Raw genomic sequence first — 19,527 nt, forward strand, 5'->3', positions numbered from 1 at the left:
TCTACTGCCATTTACGGTGGTAAGCACCAAGTGTGGTTTGCGTACCTTCAGACACGTTTGCCAACGCTGCATCCCAAGCCGCTTCAACTTGGTAAGCCTCTGGATTTGCTTGGTAACGATCAATCGCTGCACGCCACGTGCGCGTTACTTGTTCTACGTAAGCAGGGCTACGTTGGCGACCTTCAATTTTTACGGAAGCCACATTTGCCGCAAACAGCTCAGGCAACATAGAAAGGGTGTTCAAACTGGTTGGCTCTTCCAGTGCGTGGTAGCGTTTTTTCTCGCCTTCAATTTCAGCTTCGAAACGACCTTTACACAACGTTGGGTAGCCTGCGTTTTCACCGGCGCTGTAGCGATCGATCAGAATATCGTTAAGACGAGATTCCAGACCGTTTTCTGTTTCTTGCCAGCGAACGTATTTCGCTGGAGAGCACGCACCAACGGTGTTTGGTGATTCGCCAGTCATGTATGAAGACAGGTAACAACGACCTTCTGACATGATGCACAGGCTACCAAAAGCAAAGACTTCGAGCTCGACATCGCTAGTGATGTTGCGAGAAAGCTGTTTTACCTGATGGATAGACAGTACGCGAGGCAGTACAACACGTTTGACGTTGAAGTTTTGCTTGTAGAAATCTACCGCAGCAACGTTGGTCGCTGATGCCTGTACAGAAAGGTGTAGTTCGAGCTCTGGGTATTTGCGAGCAGCGTACTCAAGTACCGCAATGTCAGCCACGATCAGTGCATCGACACCCAGTGCCGCAGCGTTGTCGACAGCGTTTGTCCAACGTTCAAAACCATTTGGGTGGGCAAAAGTGTTAAGCGCAACGTGGATCTTTTTGTTGCGGTCATGAACGTATTGCACCGCTTTTTCTAGCTTCTTGCCGTTGAAGTTCAGACCAGCAAAGTGACGAGCGTTGGTGTCGTCTTTAAAGCCGATGTATACGGCGTCTGCACCGCAATCAATCGCGGTTTTTAGCGCAGGCAGGTTACCCGCGGGACACAAGAGTTCCATATGCTCACAATCATAGAGAATAAAAAGGTGCCCGCATTTTATGAAGAATTATGAATAGCGAAATTGACCTAAGTTAGGTTTAGCGCAATAAAGTTGAGATTTACCCCTTGAGAGTAAGGGGTAACACTCAGATTTTGTTGCAGTTGAGATCAGTTCTTATGACGGCGGTTTTGCGCAAACAACTCTTCCACTTCGTGTTTAGGTTGAGGACGGTAAAAATGGAAGCCCTGAATCGAGTTACATTGCAGGTTCGATAGCAGTGTCGCTTGTTGGTGGGTTTCCACACCTTCGGCGACCACGGTCAAATCCAATGATTTACCGAGGTTGATGATGTTCTCAATCACTGTCACCTGTTTCGGTAGCGTATCGATATCGTTGATAAACGCACGGTCGATTTTTAATTCATCGATAGGGAAGCGTGCTAAGTAGGAAAGGGAAGAGTAACCTGTACCGAAGTCATCGATAGACAATGCGAAACCAAGCTTCTTGATCGCATTAAGCATTTGCAAAGTGTGTTCGCTGTCGCTCATTACCGCACTTTCTGTTAGCTCGAAGGTAATGCAGCTTGGGTCAAGTTCGGTAGTACGCAGCAGCTTTTCCATGTAGTCGATCAGCTGTGGGTTGCCAAACTGTTCTGGAGAGAGGTTGATCGCCACGCGTCCCGGTAGAATGCCTTGCAGTTTCCAGCGTTTTACTGTGTTAAACACATCACGCATGACCACGCGACCAAGGTGTTCAATCAAGCCTGCACGCTCTGCTACGGGGATAAATGCGCCCGGGCTGATGTAGCCTTCGACTGGGTGTTTCCAACGCACAAGTGCTTCGGCACCGTTAATGCTGAAGTCACGTGCGTCAACTTTTGGTTGGTACCACACTTCCAAGCCGTTTTGCTGCAAGGCTTTTTGTAGCTCAATCTCCAGCCACAAACGCATGCGCGCCTCTTTGTTCATCTGATCATTAAATTTAATCAGACGATTACGACCGCGATCTTTTGCTTCGTACATCGCGGTATCAGCGTTTTGCAGTAGAATGCGCGCGTCTTGTCCATCTTCTGGATAGCGGACACTACCGATAGAACACGCAAGGCGTTTACTGAAATGATGCAGATCGAAAGGTTGGTTAATCAGAGAAATAATGCGCTCAGAGAGGATCTCCGCCATGCGAGTGTTTTCTGGCTCAGGCAGGATAATGCCAAATTCGTCGCCACCCAAGTGACCAATGATGGCTTGATTAGGTAAAGAACGTTTTAGGCGGGCGGAGACTTCTTGAATCACTTTGTCACCGATGTGATGGCCTAGTGAGTCGTTAATGTTCTTAAAGTTATCGATATCGAGGTAGAAAACCAGCAGCGGTGTCTGACTCTTGATGAGTTGTTCTAGTCGCTTGGTAAAGCCAAAGCGGTTATACAGCTTAGTCAGCGAATCGATGTGCGCGTCTTCGTTGGAGTTGGAAGAGAGCAGCTTTGGTGCGTCATCGGCGTCTTGAATCAAAATGATTTGAGACTCACTACCGAGAATCGCCGTGGTATCGGCATGCAACTGTACTTTCCGTTCGAACCCACAACGCGCGCTAGTCAGACACACGAAAGGTTTTTCAGAAAGCAATGTACTGATGCGATGGGTGAAAACTTTTTTGCTGTTTTCATCGATAAACAGCCGAGTCAGCTCTTCACCAAGTAGCTCATGTGGTGAATTCAACCCGAGTAAACGTGCGGAGGCTGGGTTGGCTGAGATGATGATGTCATCTTCCACCAATAACAAGCCGTCAGGTAGGAGTTGAGTTAACTTGGCGAATTTGCTTTCTGACTCTTCTAACGAGCGAACCAGAATTTGTTTTTCAGACGTATCGATGGCATGGAAAACCACGAAGCGGATTTCGTTTTCTTCATGAACCGGAGAAAGGCTGAAGTGAAGGCTGGTTTCAAGGTCGGTCTCGTCTAGCGTGATTTCCGCTTCAACATGATCGCCTTTGAACGCGCGTTGGTAGTAGGGCGTGAGCTTTTTGTAGAACTGCTCTCCCAGTACTTGGCTGTCGTTTAGACCAACGATGTCGTCGTGTCTTAAGCCTGCAATGTCACAATAGCGATCACTCACCATTCGATAATTGTGTTTATTATCAAGAATGGCAAAAAAGAATGGGCTATTTGAGGTAAGCGTTGCAAACCAATGTTGTAATTGCTGGGAAGGCATTAAGGTGTTACCGATCTCCAATGAGCCTGATTATTCGTCCGTGTAATAAAAACGCTATTTTGATAACTATAACTTTGAACATACCGTTATTAAAGCGTTTATCCACGACTTAGCGTCAATAATACACGTAAGGTCAAAAAAACGACGCTTGAGTGAGAAAAACTGCCTACTTCTAAAACAAACAGATTTATTGATACATAACAGGTACTGGTATTACGCTATTGCGTAATATAGGCGACCTTATGACAAAGTAACGGATAATTAGCGTGTTAAACAAGATTCGCAGTCAACTAGTAAAGAACGCAGCATCAATTTTGCGATCTCCAGTCCAGTTATTGCCACAAACTGTTCAGAAAAAAGCCTTGTTAGAAGGTTTGAAAATGGTATTTAAAGAAGCGCTTGAAGATGGCGATTTTGAATTCCTTGAAGATAAGTGGCTGAAAGTTGCGATTAAAGACTTGAACTTAGCATGGTATGTCAGCTACCAAGACGAAAAATTAGTGGTAGCAGAGAAACCGGTTCAGGAAGATGTGAGTTTTAGTGGTAACCTTAACGACCTAGTACTTATTGCTGGTCGTAAAGAAGACCCTGATACACTGTTCTTCCAACGTCGTCTTTCTATTGAAGGCGACACTGAGCTAGGCTTAGAAGTGAAAAACCTGATGGACAGTGTCGACTTAGAGCAGTTACCAAAAGCGATGCAAGTAGCACTGAACCAATTGGCTGACTTTGTTCAGAAAGGGGTTCAAGCGCCTGCACAAGAAACCGGAGTAGCGAATGCTTATTCGAACTGAAGCCCCTGCGGACATTCTCACCATTGACCGCTTATTAAAACATGCCTTCCCAACGGAAGCGGAAGCCAACTTAGTGATGCGTTTACGTGAAAACGGTAAGCTCACTTTGTCTTTGGTGGCATGCACCGATGAAGGTGAAGTGGTTGGTCATGCGCTGTTTAGCCCTGTTACGTTGAATGGTGAAGATTTGTCGTGGCAAGGTCTTGCGCCTTTGGCTGTACATGAAGATTACCGTCGTCAAGGCATTGCAGCCGAGTTGATCAAAGAAGGCTTTGATTCACTGCGTGATTTTGGTTACCCAGTGTGTGTTGTGTTGGGCGATCCTGACTACTACGGGCGTCAAGGTTTTAGAGCCAGCGAAGAGATGGGCTTCGATTGTGCGTGGGAAGTACCACAAGGTGCATTTCGCGTCGCAGAATTGGTGGAAGGTCAATGTGACGGACGTTCAGGTCGCATCGATTATTCTCCAGAGTTCTCTGAGCTATAATCGCTAAATTGAATGACAAAGCCCGCTGTAAAAAGCGGGCTTTGTTTTTGAGCGGGCTACTTTTCAGTCGTCAATAGGAAAGCGGTTTAATCCTGTTCTTTAACGCGCTTCTTACCCCAGATTTCGATTTTTGCTTTTTTGCTCATACCAGCGGCATTCAGTGTCATGTTGCCCCAGCTTTTGTATTCCATCTCTAGACGTTTGAACTTCGCTTCTTCAGAACCTGGTAATGTCCAAGCGCGTGTCGACATGCCTTTTGTCAGAGTACCAACCATAGTTTTGAGCTTTTTCTCACTGCCGTCGGTCATGGTCACTTTCATGTTTTTAATGCTCATGGTGCCTTGAGTGCACTTGATTTTGATCTTGCTGAACTGACGATTCTTAAACAGACCGTTTGGTTCTACTGTGTCGGTTTCAGTTTGGAAGTTCACGGTTTTTTCGGCGATCAGCTCCCAACCATCGTTGCTATCCTTAGCGAAAGTGGTAAAGCTGGTGGTTGCGATAAGTAACGTAATAGCGAGTGATTGGAAAAGCTTCATAACACCTCTGACTTTAAATGCGAAATTTTGATAGGATTGCCTCGTTCAAATAGGTGACAAAAGATGTCAATTAACGAGAAACAATATTTACACGAAATGGGGATCAGCACTTGGGAGCTGAGTCACCCAGAAAGACTGGAAGGCTATCAATCGCCATTATTGGATTTGCAAAGTTCTTGTAAACTCCTATTGGTATCGCCAATGTGTCCAGAAAACGAGACAGCTTTAATGTTTGAGCGTGTATTAAAAAGCATTAAGCTCACGCTCGACGACGCTCTGCACCTAGAGCCTGAGCGCTTATCCATGCTGGGTGAGCATCAACTAGAATGGGTGTGGTTCGCAGGCTGTGAGGCAGATGCCAGCATTAATGCTAAGCAACTGACGTCACCGCTATTACAAGATATTGATGGCAACAACGAACAACGCCGCGCATTGTGGCAACAAATCTGTTCGTACTCTTAACGGAGCTAACGCGTGACAATTGAAATTACGCCGATGCGTGCTGAGCACCTCGACCAAGTTTGGCAGATCGAGCAGCAAGCGCATTCTCACCCTTGGGCAGAATCTTTGGTACGTGACTTATCCAGTCGCGGCGCTTGCCATCATGTGATGCTGGAAGGTGCTAAAGTGGTTGGTTACTTCTACGGACAGAATATTGTCGGAGAAGTGACGCTATTAAATATTGCCATCGCGCCCTCTCAACAGGGGAAAGGGCTAGGGCAAAAATTGCTGGATGCATTTATCGAACACTGCGAGAAAGCGAAAGCAGAGAGCGCCTGGTTGGAAGTGCGTGAAAGTAACCACTCAGCTATCCATATTTATGGGCAAGCGGGTTTTAATGAAGTGGACCGTCGTTACAACTATTACCCAGCCAAAACGGGCAATGGTAAAGAGGACGCCATCATTATGAGTTACCTATTTGTGATTTAGTTTTAATTCACTACGAATTACCTCATCAACACTTACGCTATAAATGCTTATCTGACTTCGAGGCTTGTGAACATGTAATAATAATTTTTTTAATTTTTTACATCTCTTGTGTGGAGCTAGTTTTCGATTGCTGGCGCCAGGGCATGTGAGCCTTTGTGAAAGGGAGAAATGAACTGAGCACATTGAGTTCATGTCTTTCCTGTTTGCTAGCATAGCGATAATAAGCGAGAATACGCACAATATCGAATAGTAGATATGCTTGCCCATTTTGTGAGCATGAAAGTAATTTAGAAGATAAACTCATGTCAAATCCCCTTTTTTTAGGCGAAGTTTCTAAGCGCAGAACGTTCGCTATTATTTCTCACCCGGATGCGGGTAAAACCACCATTACTGAAAAAGTACTGTTATTCGGAAACGCGATCCAAAAAGCAGGTACGGTTAAAGGTCGTGGTAACGCACAGCACGCAAAATCAGACTGGATGGAAATGGAAAAGGAACGTGGTATCTCGGTTACTACTTCTGTAATGCAGTTCCCTTACAACGATTGTCTGGTAAACCTACTTGATACTCCTGGACACGAAGACTTCTCGGAAGATACTTACCGTACTCTAACGGCGGTTGACTCATGTCTAATGGTTATCGATGCGGCGAAAGGTGTCGAGGATCGTACTCGTAAGCTGATGGAAGTAACGCGTCTGCGTGACACGCCAATCGTAACCTTCATGAACAAACTTGACCGTGACGTTCGTGATCCAATGGAAGTATTGGATGAGGTAGAAAACGAACTTGGCATGATGTGTGCGCCAATTACGTGGCCAATCGGCTGTGGTAAAGAGTTTAAAGGCGTTTACCATATTCACCGTGACGAAACGATTCTGTACGAATCTGGCCACGGTCACGAGATCCAAGAAGTTCGCATCATCAAAGGTCTAGACAACCCTGAACTTGATGAGAAAGTAGGTGAAAGCCTAGCCGCAAGCGTTCGTGAAGAGCTTGAGCTTGTTATGGGCGCTTGCCCTGAGTTTGATCACGAAGCATTCCTTGTTGGTGAACTAACGCCAGTTTACTTCGGTACAGCACTAGGTAACTTTGGTGTTGACCACATGCTAGATGGCTTAACTGAGTGGGCGCCAGCGCCGAAAACTCGTCAAGCGGTAGAGCGTGATGTGGAAGCGACAGAAGACAAGTTCTCAGGCTTCGTATTTAAGATCCAAGCAAACATGGATCCAAAACACCGTGACCGTATCGCATTCATGCGTATCGTATCGGGTACTTACACACAAGGTATGAAGATGAACCACGTTCGTCTTGGCAAGCAAGTAAGTATCTCAGATGCGGTTACCTTTATGGCGGGTGACCGTTCTCGTGCAGAACACGCTTACGCGGGTGACATCATTGGTCTACACAACCACGGTACTATCCAAATTGGTGATACATTCACTCAAGGTGAAGCGCTGAAGTTCTCTGGTATTCCAAACTTTGCGCCAGAACTGTTCCGTCGTATTCGTCTAAAAGATCCATTGAAGCAGAAACAGCTACTGAAAGGTCTGGTTCAGCTTTCTGAAGAAGGTGCGGTACAGGTATTCCGTCCATTGCAAAACAACGACCTGATCGTAGGTGCGGTTGGTGTGCTTCAGTTTGACGTGGTTGTGGCTCGCTTGAAGTCAGAATACAACGTTGAAGCAATTTACGAAGGCGTAAACGTAGCAACCGCTCGTTGGGTTGAGTGTGGTGATGCGAAGAAACTGGACGAGTTCCAACGTAAGAACCAAACTAACCTAGCATTGGACGGTGGTGATAACCTAACGTACATCGCGCCAACTATGGTTAACCTAAACCTAGCGCAAGAGCGTTTCCCAGATATCGATTTCCGTGCGACTCGTGAGCACTAATCGAATCTAACTCGCTTTATATCGCGTACTAGATCATAAGCCGCCGTTAGCTATACACTTAGCTAACGGCGGTTTTTTATTTGGCGCAGCGCGAATTTTATTAGTTAAAAAGGGTGTGTGATGAACTGGTTTAAGAAAGGACTCAAACGCTATGACGATTGGTGCAAAGAGATGGGGCTGACGCCTGATCAAAAGCGCAGTTGTGTACCGTATAAACAAGACCCGGTTCATGAAGACGAGCCTGCTAAAAAAGCAGAGCAAGAGAAAGCAAACAATGAAACTGTTTGATACCCACTGCCATTTTGACTTCGATGTCTTCCAGGATGACTTTGCACATCAAGTTGAGCTTGCGCGTGACCAAGGAGTAGAGCGTATCTTGATTCCTTCTGTCGGGCCGAGTAACTGGGCTCGTATTCAAGCGCTGGCCAATCAATACTCTCACCTTTATTACGCGCTGGGCTTTCATCCCTATTTTCTGCAACCAGAGTTTGAGCAGTTTTCTCCCGAGCTGGAATCATTACTTTCCTCGTCCAAGCGACAATGCGTTGCGATAGGAGAGTGCGGTTTGGACTTCGCAATAGATGTGCCTGTCGAACTTCAAGAGCAGGCACTGGAGTTGCAATTCGAACTGGCAAGACGGTTCGATCTGCCTGTTATTTTACATAGCCGAAAAGCACACAATCGTCTTATCCAAATGGTCAAAGCTGCTAAATTGCCGAAAGGTGGCGTGTTGCACGCTTTTTCAGGCAGTTATCAGCAGGCGATGGAATGGGTTCGATTAGGTTTTCTTATCGGAGTCGGAGGGACGATTACTTATCCAAGAGCCAATAAAACTCGCGACGCGATTCAAAGATTATCACTTGAGAATATCGTTTTAGAAACGGACGCTCCGGATATGCCTATACTTGGCTATCAGGGCGAGCCTAATCACCCTTCAAAACTGATTCATATATTGAATGAGCTCTCTCTGTTGCATACAGAAAGCAAGCAATCGATTGCCTCTCAGCTATGGGAAAATAGCAATTCTGCCTTCTTTATATGTGAATAAAATCTAAAGATGGTGTTTAAAAGCGAAAACGTTTTCCTTCTTATTGTGAGATAACTCACAAACGGGAGTGAATCAGTGATGAATCTTATAAGAAAGTGTGAGGGTGGCATTACTTTAATTGATTCTGCATGAGTATAATTGCCCCCGCTTTATAGCTCCATTTTGTAACACGCCAATAAATAACTTATAAGGAAGTCATAAACTATGAGCCTGTTTATGAGCCTAGTCGGTATGGTAGTGCTTCTTGCTATTGCATTTGCATTCTCATCTAACCGCAAAGCTATCAACTTTAGAACTGTGGGTGGCGCATTTGCTATCCAATTCATCCTTGGTGCATTTGTTCTTTACGTACCTTGGGGCCGTGATCTACTAAACGGTTTCTCTACTGGTGTTTCTAACGTTATCAACTACGGTAACGATGGTTCATCTTTCCTATTCGGTGGTCTTGTTTCTGACAAGATGTTCGAAGTATTCGGCGGCGGCGGCTTCATCTTCGCATTCCGCGTTCTTCCTACACTGATCTTCTTCTCTGCACTGATTTCAGTTCTTTACTACATTGGCGTAATGCAGTGGGTTATCAAGATTCTTGGTGGTGCACTACAAAAAGCGCTTGGCACTTCTCGTGCGGAATCAATGTCTGCAGCAGCTAACATTTTCGTAGGTCAAACTGAAGCACCTCTAGTTGTTCGTCCATTCGTACCAAAAATGACTCAATCTGAGCTATTCGCGGTAATGTGTGGTGGTCTAGCATCTGTAGCTGGTGGTGTACTAGCAGGTTACGCTTCAATGGGTGTTCCTCTAGAGTACCTAGTAGCTGCATCATTCATGGCAGCACCGGGTGGTCTACTATTCGCTAAGATTCTTCACCCAGAGACTGACCAGCCTCACGAAGACATCGAAGAAGCAATGGACGGTGGCGACGACAAGCCAGCTAACGTAATCGACGCAGCAGCGGGCGGTGCGGCTTCTGGTCTACAACTAGCACTAAACGTTGGTGCAATGCTAATCGCGTTCGTAGGTCTTATTGCTCTTATCAACGGTATGCTAGGTGGCATCGGTGGTTGGTTCGGTATGCCTGAACTAACACTAGAACTTATCCTAGGTTACGCGTTCTCTCCACTAGCATTCCTAATCGGTGTTCCATGGGACGAAGCAGTTGTTGCTGGTTCATTCATCGGTCAGAAACTAGTAATCAACGAATTCGTTGCATACTTGAACTTCACACCTTACCTAGGTGAAGGCGCTCAAGTAGTTGCGGCAACTGGTGAAGTAATGTCTGAGAAGACAACAGCTATCATCTCATTCGCACTATGTGGCTTCGCGAACCTTTCTTCTATCGCGATCCTACTTGGTGGTCTAGGTAGCCTTGCACCAAACCGTCGTTCAGATATCGCTCGCATGGGTATTAAAGCAGTTCTTGCTGGTACGTTGTCTAACCTAATGGCAGCGACTATCGCAGGCTTCTGCCTTAGCCTTGCAGCACTTTAATTAGAATCGGTTCTTAATATATAGACGCCGTTTTAAATCATGCCCTGTAGCAAGAGATTGCTGCGGGGCATTTTTCGTTTTTCGGGCCTAAAAAATTAACCGCACGTAGGTCTACGTGAGTAGCTTACGCAGTTGGTGGGATAGGGGCTGGAAAATTTTGAGATACAAACCGTTTGCGCTCTATTTGGTGCTACAGTTTTGCGGTGAATATCTATAATGTAGTAATCACGATATCGTGGTAATGAATACCACCTAATCACAGAGTGAATATTACATACTCGATGGGCAAATGAATTGCCCTGCAATATCAAATCTCACAAGCGTTTTATTGTTTGATGTGATATTAAAGACACCGCAATCATAGATTGTTGTGCCATAGGCCAAACTGGTACTGTGCGGTGACAAGGATAGCAATTGGTATATGATTTTTCGCAGTATATGCCGAGTCTTCAGGGAACCAAGTCCGTTCATAAATAGACTGTTTAGCCAATTTCTCACACTGTCTCGACTTGTTGATTATAGTTAGAGAAGTGATGTGAGGCTGAGTAGTGAATTTTTTGAATATTGATCGGAGATAGAAATGAGCGATTTAAAAGCAGCAGCGCTACGTGCACTGAAACTTATGGACCTTACTACGCTAAATGATGATGACACTGATGCAAAAGTGATCTCACTATGTCATGACGCGAAATCAGCAGTAGGCAACACAGCTGCAATCTGTATTTACCCTCGCTTTATTCCTATTGCTAAGAAGACACTTCGTGAGCAAGGTACGCCTGAAGTTCGTATCGCAACGGTAACGAACTTCCCACACGGTAACGACGACATCGAAATCGCCGTTGCTGAAACAAAAGCGGCGGTTGCTTACGGTGCAGACGAAGTAGACGTAGTTTTCCCATACCGCGCTCTAATGGCGGGTGATGAGAAAGTTGGCTTCGAACTAGTTAAGCAATGTAAAGAAGCTTGTGGTGATATCCTTCTTAAAGTCATCATCGAAACAGGTGAGCTTAAAGAAGAAGCACTAATCAAGAAAGCATCTCAAATCTGTATCGAAGCAGGTGCTGACTTCATTAAAACTTCAACTGGTAAAGTGCCAGTAAACGCAACACCAGAATACGCTCGCATGATGCTTGAAGTTATTCGTGACATGGGTGTTGCAGAAACTGTTGGTTTCAAACCAGCAGGTGGTGTGCGCACTGCTGAAGATGCAGCGGCATACCTAGCAATGGCTGACGAAATCCTTGGCGACAACTGGGTTGATGCTCGTCACTACCGTTTCGGTGCGTCTAGCCTGCTAACAAACCTACTTAATACATTAGAAGTATCGGACGAAGTCGCTGATCCAGCAGCGTACTAATTCCAACAATACGTCTGAACGGTAGCACCAGCTTTGGTGCTACCAATCCTCTTCTATCCTACTTTTTCCATGGCTCATAATGAGCTTGGGGAGGCACTAATGTATTTACCACAAGAAATTATCCGTAAAAAACGTGACGGCGAAGTTCTAACAGCCGACGAAATCAACTTCTTCATTCAAGGCGTAGCAAACAACAGTGTGTCTGAAGGTCAGATCGCCGCATTTGCTATGACAATCTTCTTCAATGAAATGACGATGCCAGAGCGTATCGCACTAACGTGTGCAATGCGTGATTCAGGTATGGTTATCGATTGGAGCCACATGAACTTTGGTGGCCCAATAGTCGATAAGCACTCTACTGGTGGTGTGGGTGACGTGACTTCTCTAATGCTTGGCCCAATGGTGGCAGCATGTGGCGGTTTTGTACCTATGATCTCTGGTCGTGGTCTTGGCCACACTGGCGGAACGTTGGATAAGCTTGAGTCTATTCCTGGCTACAACATCACTCCGACAAACGACGTATTTGGTCAAGTAACCAAAGATGCAGGTGTAGCAATCATCGGTCAAACTGGTGACCTAGCGCCAGCGGATAAGCGCGTTTACGCGACTCGCGATATCACAGCAACAGTAGACAACATTTCTCTGATCACGGCGTCGATTTTATCGAAGAAGCTTGCTGCAGGTCTTGAATCTTTAGTGATGGACGTGAAAGTAGGTTCTGGCGCATTCATGCCAACTTACGAAGCGTCTGAAGAGCTAGCAAAATCTATCGTTGCAGTAGCAAACGGTGCTGGCACTAAGACTACGGCAATTCTTACGGACATGAACCAAGTATTGGCTTCTTCGGCGGGTAACGCAGTGGAAGTTCGCGAAGCGGTTCGTTTCTTAACGGGTGAATACCGTAACCCTCGCCTACTTGAAGTGACCATGGCTTCATGTGCTGAAATGTTGGTGCTTGGCAAATTGGCTGAGAACACAGAAGACGCACGTGCGAAACTGATGGAAGCGCTAGATAACGGCAAAGCGGCTGAGTGCTTCGGTAAGATGGTAGCTGGTCTAGGTGGTCCTGTGGATTTCGTAGAAAACTACGATAACTATCTAGAAAAAGCAGAAATCATCAAACCAGTATACGCAACAGAAACTGGTGTTGTATCTGCGATGGATACTCGTGCTATCGGCATGGCGGTTGTTTCAATGGGCGGCGGTCGTCGCGTTGCGACAGATGAAATCGACTACGCAGTTGGTTTCGATAACTTCATCCGTCTTGGTGAAGTAGCAGATAGCGACAAACCTCTTGCGGTTATCCACGCTCGCACTGAAGAGCAGTGGGAAGAAGCAGCAAAAGCACTTCGCAGTGCAATCACTGTAGGTGGTGAGTACACACCAACTCCAGAGGTTTACCGTCAAATCCGTGCAGAAGATCTTTAATCGAATAAGTAATTACACAAGGCCTACTCAACCATAATAAGAAGCCGAGTGGGCCTAAGGAACGAGCAATGAAAAGAGCATTTATTTTAGTACTAGACTCATTCGGCATCGGCGCAGCTGCAGATGCAGAGCAATTTGGTGATGTAGGTTCAGACACACTAGGTCATATCGCTGACCAGTGTGAACAAGGCTTAGCAAATAACGACAAGCGTGAAGGCGCGCTTCGTCTTCCAAACCTATCTAAACTAGGTCTAGCAATGGCGCACAAAGAGTCAACCGGTCGTTTCGCACCTGGCCTAGACGCAGACGCTGAAATCATCGGTGCATACGGTCATGCTGCAGAGCTTTCTTCAGGTAAAGACACTCCGTCTGGTCACTGGGAAATCGCAGGTGTGCCTGTTCTGTTTGATTGGGGTTACTTCACTGACAAAGCAAACAGCTTCCCGAAAGAACTGACTGACCGCATTCTAGAGCGTGCAGGTCTGGACGGTTTCCTAGGTAACTGCCACGCATCTGGTACTCAAGTTCTTGACGATCTTGGTGAAGAGCACATGAAGACTGGCAAACCAATCTTCTACACATCTGCTGACTCTGTATTCCAAATCGCATGTCACGAAGAGACTTTCGGTCTAGACCGTCTACTAGAGCTTTGCCAAATTGCACGTGAAGAGCTAGAAGATTACAACATCGGTCGTGTTATCGCGCGTCCATTCGTTGGTGCTGGTAAAGGTCAATTCGAGCGTACCGGTAACCGTCGTGACCTTTCTGTTGAGCCACCATCAGCAACTGTGCTTCAGAAGCTAGTTGAAGAGAAGCAAGGTGATGTGGTTTCTATCGGTAAGATTGCGGATATTTACGCAAACTGCGGCATTACTAAGAAAGTGAAAGCGACAGGTATCCCTGCATTGTTCGAAGCAACGCTAGAGCAAATCAAAGAAGCGGGTGACAACACCATCGTATTCACTAACTTTGTCGATTTCGACTCAGCTTATGGTCACCGCCGTGATGTAGCTGGTTACGCTGCTGCGCTTGAGTACTTCGATGGTCGCATCAATGAAGTGCTAGAGATTATGGAAGAAGACGATGTGCTGATCCTAACGGCAGACCACGGCTGTGATCCAACATGGCCAGGTACTGACCATACTCGTGAGCACATCCCAGTGATTGTTTACGGTAAGAAAGTACCAGCAGGTTCACTAGGCCGTCGCGATAGCTTTGCTGATATCGGTCAAACATTGGCGAGTTACTTCGGTACTTCTCCAATGGATTACGGTAAGAACTTCCTATAATTAGATAGGTTTTGAAAACTAGGAGCTTGAGGCTCCTAGTTTTATGTTGGCAGCATGGAAGTGCTGCTTGTCGGAAATGAGATTATTCTAGCCAAACCGCCAGTAGCAGTGCGGATCGCTAGAGACAGGTTAAGGAAAAGAAACATGGCAACTCCACATATCAACGCAGAAATGGGTGCTTTCGCAGACGTCGTTCTGATGCCGGGTGACCCGCTACGTGCAAAATACATCGCAGAGACTTTCCTTGAAGATGTAGTTCAAGTGTGTGACGTTCGTAATATGTTTGGTTACACAGGCACTTACAAAGGTCGCAAGATCTCGGTAATGGGCCACGGTATGGGCATCCCATCTTGTTCTATCTACGTGACTGAACTGATCAAAGATTTCGGTGTGAAGAAAGTGATCCGTGTAGGTAGCTGTGGTGCTGTGAACGAAGACATCAAAGTACGTGATGTTGTTATCGGCATGGGTGCTTGTACTGATTCTAAAGTGAACCGTATCCGCTTCAAAGGTCATGACTTTGCCGCTATCGCTGACTACAAAATGGTTCGCGCAGCAGAAGAAGCAGCAAAAGCTCGCGGCGTTGATGTGAAAGTAGGTAACCTATTCTCAGCGGAACTGTTCTACACGCCTGATCCAGAAATGTTCGACGTAATGGACAAGTACGGTATTGTTGGTGTTGAAATGGAAGCGGCTGGTATCTACGGTGTTGCTGCAGAGTACGGCGCAAAAGCGCTAACTATCTGTACTGTTTCTGACCACATCAAAACAGGTGAGCAAACGACATCTGACGAGCGTCAAACTACGTTCAACGACATGATGCTGATTGCTCTAGATTCAGTATTGCTAGGTGATGAAGAATAAGGGCGAACAGCCTTGTATTCTTTTGCTTATCAGCATAAAAAACAGCCCGCATCATGCGGGCTGTTTTATTTTCTAAATTCGCTTCTTGGATTATTTGGTTAGCAACAGGTTTTCTGCTTTCTTGCGGCGGATCGGCTGTCTGCGCAAGATCATGATGAACAACATGCCACACACAAAGCTCATCAGTACCATCATGTACATGTAGCGATCACTCTTGCGGTAATGGTGATCAGAGATGGCGGTGACTCGACCAGTTTCAAATGTCACTCGCACAAAGCCAATCACGGCACCATCCGATAACACAGGTTCTACGAGCTGTTGTCGGCCAATGGATGCGGTTGCAAGAGGGGTATCTAGCCCCAAAACTTCACGCACCGACAGGGCTTCTTCACTAGACGCTAAGCGCACGCCTTGTGCGTCGTAAATAGTCGCGTCGAATACCAAGCGGTCTTGAGCAAGCTGGTTGGTTAGCTTCAATAGACGCTCTTGGTCTTTATTGATGATCATCTCGCCGGCAGACAATGATGCCTGCGAAATCAAAACTTTGGTCAGGGTTTCAAGCTGCTGTGCTTGTATCTTCTCATTACCCTTACTGATCACGACACTGTTCTTGATGGTGATGAAAAGCATCACACACAACAGGATCAGAGCCAGAATTCGTAGGGCATTCCTTACTGAGAACAAGGATTCACTCATGCTCTTTACTCGTCCATTCAAATCAAAACAAAGACTTGCCTTTTTAGCTTGTTAAGGTAACGTTTTAGCAAAGTCACAAGGGATTATATACATGGACGCGTCAAAAAGCTTGCCTATCAGAAGGCATACGACTCTTTTAAAACGACTACCCGAAACTCGGTTTGCGACACAACTCGATAAAGCCAAGGCGAATTGGATTGTGTTTGGCGAACATCTTGAGCCTCGTAACTTCGAAGACATCGACTTCTTTACCGGTTTCTACAATCCTATTCTGGATACGTGGAAAGTCGGCCAATATGAAGTGGCATTAATGGCGGGCAATCTTACGCCTGAACATGAAACCATCCTAAAAAGCTTAAAATTGGATTACGCTTCTCTAAACGAGGTGCCGGATCTGTCTGCGCCGGGTTTGGTTGTGTTTGATATGGACTCAACGGCAATTCAAATCGAGTGTATTGATGAAATTGCTAAACTTGCTGGTGTTGGCGAAGAAGTCGCAGAGGTGACTGAGCGTGCCATGCAAGGTGAGTTGGATTTCGAGCAAAGCTTACGTCAACGAGTCGGTAAACTGAAAGGTGCCGATGAAGCGATTCTTGAACAAGTGCGCAGCCAGCTGCCATTCATGCCAGATTTCGAAGCGCTGATTGCAACTTTTAAAGCACTTGGGTGGAAGACCGCCATTGCTTCCGGTGGTTTTACTTACTTCTCAGACTTCATTAAAGACAAAGTGGTATTGGACTTTGCGCAGTCTAACCAACTGGAAATCGTAGATGGCAAGCTGACTGGTGAAGTACTGGGTGAGGTTGTATCAGCTCAGACAAAAGCGGATATCTTAGTTGAGCTTGCGGAAGAGTACGAAATCGAACAACACAATACTGTTGCCGTGGGTGATGGTGCGAACGATTTGGTGATGATGGCTGCGGCTGGCCTTGGTGTGGCTTATCACGCTAAACCTAAGGTTGAAGAACAAGCGCAAACCGCTGTTCGATTTGCAGGTCTTGGTGGCGTTCTGTGTATCCTTTCTGGCGCTTTGGTTAAGCAGCAGAAAATCAGCTGGAAAGCGAAACCTTAGCTGGAGCTTCTTCCAAATTAACCTAGAAAAACACCGCCATCTCGGCGGTGTTTTGTTATTCCGTTAGTTCTAAGCGAACAATCACTTCTTCAGTAATGTCTTCAAACTCGCTGTAACCAACTAGGGCGGTCAGCTCTTTTTCTAACTTACTCGCCTGATGAACACCAAATTGGGTTAAGTCGCTCAAGTCTTGGCGTAGCAATGATGTCATCGGATCGAAGATCGGTGCCGTTGAAATGCGTGTCGCGTAAAACTCACCCATCATGCGCGCTTTCTTAATGAATTGAATCCGCTCTTTCACGCTGGTGAAGTCTTGCTGCATTTTCGACTCAATCGCAGTGATCTTATGACCTACTTTATTCACGCTAATATAAATATCTTGGTGACGAGCCTGCGCGCCATCAATACGTTTGATCGGATCGGCAATCAAAGTATTTGAGCGGCCTTTAAACAGTGGTTCGAGCGAGTATTGTTGGTTGTGACCGAGACGTGCGTACAACTCGATGTGTTTTGCCAACGGTAAGTTCACTCCGATCACCGGTGTCTTGACCGAAGAAGCGGCGCTTTTGCTGATAAAGATCGGGGTACTTAATGTTCTTGAAAGCAACACGCTGTGCAGCCGTTCTAAGAGGGCATTACTTGGTAGCATCTCTTTTTGTGGGATCAGCTTGTCTTGGTTGTGCTCAATAATGCTATTAAAAAAAGCAATCACACGCATGGTTTTGCTTTGTTCATCGATAACCAATTGGACACTTCGACCGTCAGGGCTAATACGGATCACTCGGTATGGCACATCCGAGAGTGGCAGCTTTTTATCGTAAAGCTGCAATTCACGAAAGTTAATCTGTACTTCTTGCCCTGAACGCAGCGCTGTGGGTTCGTCCAATTTCAGCCCTAGGCCTCGCTTGGAAATGTCCATAGTGAAGCCAGTTGCTTTGGTGTTGCCAATGTCTAGCTCCAAAGGCGTTTTGAAGCGATAACGAGGCTCTTTACGGCGCGATTGCGCATCGAAGTAAATTCCTTTTGGACTACCAAGGATCTTTCTCGGATGGCGGAATTCATTCAGGGTATTTGCTGGTACTCTTGGTTTTTCAGTCAGCAAATAATCTTGGCCCGATTTTTCATCGGCAATTTCTTGCAAGATACCAACGTGTGTCAGCTTCTGTGAGCTTTCTGCTAACTCAGAGGAAAACGCAGCAAGGTCTTCTTTTTCTTGTTGAGATAGCTCAAAAATCGAAATGCGGAAAGCGCGCCAACTTTTTCGCTTGGCGCCTAAATGCCAGAAGAGTTGACGCTGTTCTCTTGTCGCCTCTGGACGTAGCATCGAATAGAAGTAGGTTTTGCCTTCATGCTCATGGGTAAAAGAGTACAGCACATTGGTTGCCCCTTTAACGCCGGGAGCAATTAACGAAGCCATTCTCTTCGGGTTGAATAGCGAGCCGAAGACTTGTTGGTTGCGCTCATCATGCCAGTATTGCCACATCTTTTGATTATTGGGTGTGAGCATGGCGAGTTTGAGCTCGCTGCCTTCAAAAAACAGCGGCAGATTACTGGTGTGCTTAAGCGCAATGTGCTCATAGCCGCGCGTGCGAGCACGAATGATTTTGTCCTGATTGTCATGTCGAGCGCGTTTCGCTGCACTGTTGAGTGCCTCATCAATCACGCGAGCAATGACATTGGTTTCCGTTAACCGAATGGTTCTTAGGTAACGAACGGAATCATTCTCGTAGCAGTCGTCTACCGCCAGCACACGATACGTGATCGGTTTTTCGACGCCCGCCACTTGAGACTTACTGGCAAACTCGGTAAAGGTAACTTGAATGACTTCACCCAAGCTGTACTTGAAGGCGCTAGGTACTTTGAATTTCGCTCCCGAACAAGAAAGGTCAATACTCAGACCGTGGATCACTTGTTCTTTTGAACGAACGATTTCCACTTGAGACTGTACTTTTAAGCGTTTCTCTTGACGTTTTAAGTCATACCCGAGGTGCACAGGCTCTGCGAGAAAAGGGCTTTTCGGATCGGTAAGCGATCGCTCTTCATTCTTACCATTGTTTTTGCTCATTACACGGAAGTTATTACGTGTATTGACCAAGGCTTCCCACATGCCCTCGGTGTAACCACCATACTTTTTCAGGTTCTTGTGGTAAGCGTTAAAGGCGACATCATCCAACCAATGTGGGATGCCATCTAATAAGTATTCACGACATTCGCCTTTCACTCGACCTCGTAAATCAATGCTCTTTTTGCAAGGAGCCATGACACGGTTGAGTTCCATCTTCACTAGAATTTTGGCCGACGGTGGTTCTCCTTCGGTCAATTGACCCAGGACGAAATCAAAGTCATCAGCGCCGTAAACAGGGATGAGGCGTTCTGCGAGCGAGAGAATTTCAGATTGCTGCATTATTTCTGTTAAAGTATGTCGTTATTCGAATTATA

The 19,527-nt window shown here is 46.1% G+C and carries 18 protein-coding genes; 13 read left to right on the forward strand and 5 right to left on the reverse strand.

Annotated features, from left to right (window positions below; all coding sequences use genetic code 11):
• Position 1 precedes the first annotated feature (1 nt).
• Both KIO97_RS17150 and KIO97_RS17155 read right to left on the reverse strand, forming a co-directional pair.
• On the reverse strand, positions 2-1,015 hold the full coding sequence (locus KIO97_RS17150) for a peptidase U32 family protein (protein WP_005431919.1): 1,014 nt from the start codon (positions 1,013-1,015) through the stop codon (positions 2-4).
• Positions 1,016-1,164: 149 nt separating this feature from the next.
• On the reverse strand, positions 1,165-3,204 hold the full coding sequence (locus tag KIO97_RS17155) for a bifunctional diguanylate cyclase/phosphodiesterase (RefSeq protein ID WP_285383516.1): 2,040 nt from the start codon (positions 3,202-3,204) through the stop codon (positions 1,165-1,167).
• A 266-nt stretch (positions 3,205-3,470) separates the two neighbouring features.
• On the opposite strand from KIO97_RS17155, the gene KIO97_RS17160 reads away from it, so the two are divergent.
• The gene (locus tag KIO97_RS17160) at positions 3,471-3,998 is read left to right on the forward strand and encodes an SCP2 domain-containing protein (protein WP_285383517.1); all 528 of its coding nucleotides are present in this window, start codon (positions 3,471-3,473) and stop codon (positions 3,996-3,998) included.
• Positions 3,982-4,485 (forward strand): GNAT family N-acetyltransferase, encoded by a 504-nt coding sequence (locus KIO97_RS17165; RefSeq protein ID WP_005431913.1) that lies wholly within the window; start codon positions 3,982-3,984, stop codon positions 4,483-4,485. Before KIO97_RS17160 ends, KIO97_RS17165 begins: the two co-directional genes overlap by 17 nt.
• A gap of 86 nt (positions 4,486-4,571) precedes the next feature.
• Here the strand turns inward: KIO97_RS17165 and KIO97_RS17170 are convergent, their stop codons facing one another.
• A complete protein-coding gene (locus tag KIO97_RS17170) occupies positions 4,572-5,024 on the reverse strand; it encodes a hypothetical protein (protein ID WP_285383518.1) in 453 nt (150 codons plus the stop codon).
• A gap of 63 nt (positions 5,025-5,087) precedes the next feature.
• On the opposite strand from KIO97_RS17170, the gene KIO97_RS17175 reads away from it, so the two are divergent.
• The 10 genes from KIO97_RS17175 to deoD all read left to right on the forward strand — a co-directional run bounded on the left by KIO97_RS17175 (position 5,088) and on the right by deoD (position 15,320).
• Complete coding sequence (locus KIO97_RS17175; protein WP_005431900.1) at positions 5,088-5,486, forward strand: DNA polymerase III subunit psi; 399 nt, start codon at positions 5,088-5,090, stop codon at positions 5,484-5,486.
• Positions 5,487-5,498: 12 nt separating this feature from the next.
• Positions 5,499-5,954: a ribosomal protein S18-alanine N-acetyltransferase gene (gene rimI / locus KIO97_RS17180; protein ID WP_285383519.1), complete on the forward strand. Its 456-nt coding sequence runs from the start codon at positions 5,499-5,501 to the stop codon at positions 5,952-5,954.
• Positions 5,955-6,256: 302 nt separating this feature from the next.
• Positions 6,257-7,846 carry a peptide chain release factor 3 gene (gene prfC / locus KIO97_RS17185; protein ID WP_005530307.1) on the forward strand — a complete coding sequence of 530 codons (1,590 nt, stop codon included), beginning with the start codon at positions 6,257-6,259 and terminating at the stop codon, positions 7,844-7,846.
• Positions 7,847-7,966: 120 nt separating this feature from the next.
• Entirely contained in the window at positions 7,967-8,134 is a 168-nt protein-coding gene (locus KIO97_RS17190; RefSeq protein WP_158652499.1) for a DUF5363 family protein, read from the forward strand.
• The gene (locus KIO97_RS17195) at positions 8,121-8,894 is read left to right on the forward strand and encodes a TatD family hydrolase (RefSeq protein WP_285383520.1); all 774 of its coding nucleotides are present in this window, start codon (positions 8,121-8,123) and stop codon (positions 8,892-8,894) included. Before KIO97_RS17190 ends, KIO97_RS17195 begins: the two co-directional genes overlap by 14 nt.
• A gap of 204 nt (positions 8,895-9,098) precedes the next feature.
• On the forward strand, positions 9,099-10,382 hold the full coding sequence (locus tag KIO97_RS17200) for a NupC/NupG family nucleoside CNT transporter (RefSeq protein WP_005431894.1): 1,284 nt from the start codon (positions 9,099-9,101) through the stop codon (positions 10,380-10,382).
• 580 nt (positions 10,383-10,962) lie between these two features.
• Positions 10,963-11,739, forward strand: coding sequence for a deoxyribose-phosphate aldolase (gene deoC / locus KIO97_RS17205; protein ID WP_005530303.1), 777 nt, complete (start codon positions 10,963-10,965; stop codon positions 11,737-11,739).
• Positions 11,740-11,838: 99 nt separating this feature from the next.
• Positions 11,839-13,167, forward strand: coding sequence for a thymidine phosphorylase (deoA, locus tag KIO97_RS17210; protein ID WP_045369730.1), 1,329 nt, complete (start codon positions 11,839-11,841; stop codon positions 13,165-13,167).
• A gap of 68 nt (positions 13,168-13,235) precedes the next feature.
• Positions 13,236-14,456, forward strand: coding sequence for a phosphopentomutase (locus KIO97_RS17215; RefSeq protein WP_038891095.1), 1,221 nt, complete (start codon positions 13,236-13,238; stop codon positions 14,454-14,456).
• 144 nt (positions 14,457-14,600) lie between these two features.
• The gene (gene deoD, locus KIO97_RS17220) at positions 14,601-15,320 is read left to right on the forward strand and encodes a purine-nucleoside phosphorylase (protein ID WP_005449118.1); all 720 of its coding nucleotides are present in this window, start codon (positions 14,601-14,603) and stop codon (positions 15,318-15,320) included.
• Positions 15,321-15,410: 90 nt separating this feature from the next.
• Here the strand turns inward: deoD and KIO97_RS17225 are convergent, their stop codons facing one another.
• Positions 15,411-16,016: a YtjB family periplasmic protein gene (locus tag KIO97_RS17225; RefSeq protein WP_012128802.1), complete on the reverse strand. Its 606-nt coding sequence runs from the start codon at positions 16,014-16,016 to the stop codon at positions 15,411-15,413.
• A gap of 91 nt (positions 16,017-16,107) precedes the next feature.
• Between KIO97_RS17225 and serB the strand changes: the two genes are divergently transcribed.
• The gene (serB, locus tag KIO97_RS17230; protein ID WP_285383521.1) at positions 16,108-17,088 is read left to right on the forward strand and encodes a phosphoserine phosphatase; all 981 of its coding nucleotides are present in this window, start codon (positions 16,108-16,110) and stop codon (positions 17,086-17,088) included.
• Between the two features lie 55 nt (positions 17,089-17,143).
• Here the strand turns inward: serB and KIO97_RS17235 are convergent, their stop codons facing one another.
• Positions 17,144-19,492: a PilZ domain-containing protein gene (locus KIO97_RS17235; protein ID WP_012128800.1), complete on the reverse strand. Its 2,349-nt coding sequence runs from the start codon at positions 19,490-19,492 to the stop codon at positions 17,144-17,146.
• Between the last annotated feature and the right edge of the window lie 35 nt (positions 19,493-19,527).

The organism is Vibrio sp. B181a (assembly GCF_030248375.1).
Lineage (GTDB): Bacteria > Pseudomonadota > Gammaproteobacteria > Enterobacterales > Vibrionaceae > Vibrio > Vibrio campbellii.

Excerpts from the sequence above, each read along its gene's own strand:
- KIO97_RS17150 (WP_005431919.1), bottom strand. The coding sequence starts at position 1,015 with ATGGAACTCTTGTGTCCCGCGGGTAACCTGCCTGCGCTAAAAACCGCG.
- KIO97_RS17155 (WP_285383516.1), bottom strand. The coding sequence starts at position 3,204 with ATGCCTTCCCAGCAATTACAACATTGGTTTGCAACGCTTACCTCAAAT.
- KIO97_RS17165 (WP_005431913.1), top strand. The coding sequence starts at position 3,982 with ATGCTTATTCGAACTGAAGCCCCTGCGGACATTCTCACCATTGACCGC.
- KIO97_RS17170 (WP_285383518.1), bottom strand. The coding sequence starts at position 5,024 with ATGAAGCTTTTCCAATCACTCGCTATTACGTTACTTATCGCAACCACC.
- KIO97_RS17175 (WP_005431900.1), top strand. The coding sequence starts at position 5,088 with ATGTCAATTAACGAGAAACAATATTTACACGAAATGGGGATCAGCACT.
- prfC (WP_005530307.1), top strand. The coding sequence starts at position 6,257 with ATGTCAAATCCCCTTTTTTTAGGCGAAGTTTCTAAGCGCAGAACGTTC.
- KIO97_RS17190 (WP_158652499.1), top strand. The coding sequence starts at position 7,967 with ATGAACTGGTTTAAGAAAGGACTCAAACGCTATGACGATTGGTGCAAA.
- KIO97_RS17195 (WP_285383520.1), top strand. The coding sequence starts at position 8,121 with ATGAAACTGTTTGATACCCACTGCCATTTTGACTTCGATGTCTTCCAG.
- KIO97_RS17200 (WP_005431894.1), top strand. The coding sequence starts at position 9,099 with ATGAGCCTGTTTATGAGCCTAGTCGGTATGGTAGTGCTTCTTGCTATT.
- deoC (WP_005530303.1), top strand. The coding sequence starts at position 10,963 with ATGAGCGATTTAAAAGCAGCAGCGCTACGTGCACTGAAACTTATGGAC.
- deoA (WP_045369730.1), top strand. The coding sequence starts at position 11,839 with ATGTATTTACCACAAGAAATTATCCGTAAAAAACGTGACGGCGAAGTT.
- KIO97_RS17215 (WP_038891095.1), top strand. The coding sequence starts at position 13,236 with ATGAAAAGAGCATTTATTTTAGTACTAGACTCATTCGGCATCGGCGCA.
- deoD (WP_005449118.1), top strand. The coding sequence starts at position 14,601 with ATGGCAACTCCACATATCAACGCAGAAATGGGTGCTTTCGCAGACGTC.
- KIO97_RS17225 (WP_012128802.1), bottom strand. The coding sequence starts at position 16,016 with ATGAGTGAATCCTTGTTCTCAGTAAGGAATGCCCTACGAATTCTGGCT.
- serB (WP_285383521.1), top strand. The coding sequence starts at position 16,108 with ATGGACGCGTCAAAAAGCTTGCCTATCAGAAGGCATACGACTCTTTTA.
- KIO97_RS17235 (WP_012128800.1), bottom strand. The coding sequence starts at position 19,492 with ATGCAGCAATCTGAAATTCTCTCGCTCGCAGAACGCCTCATCCCTGTT.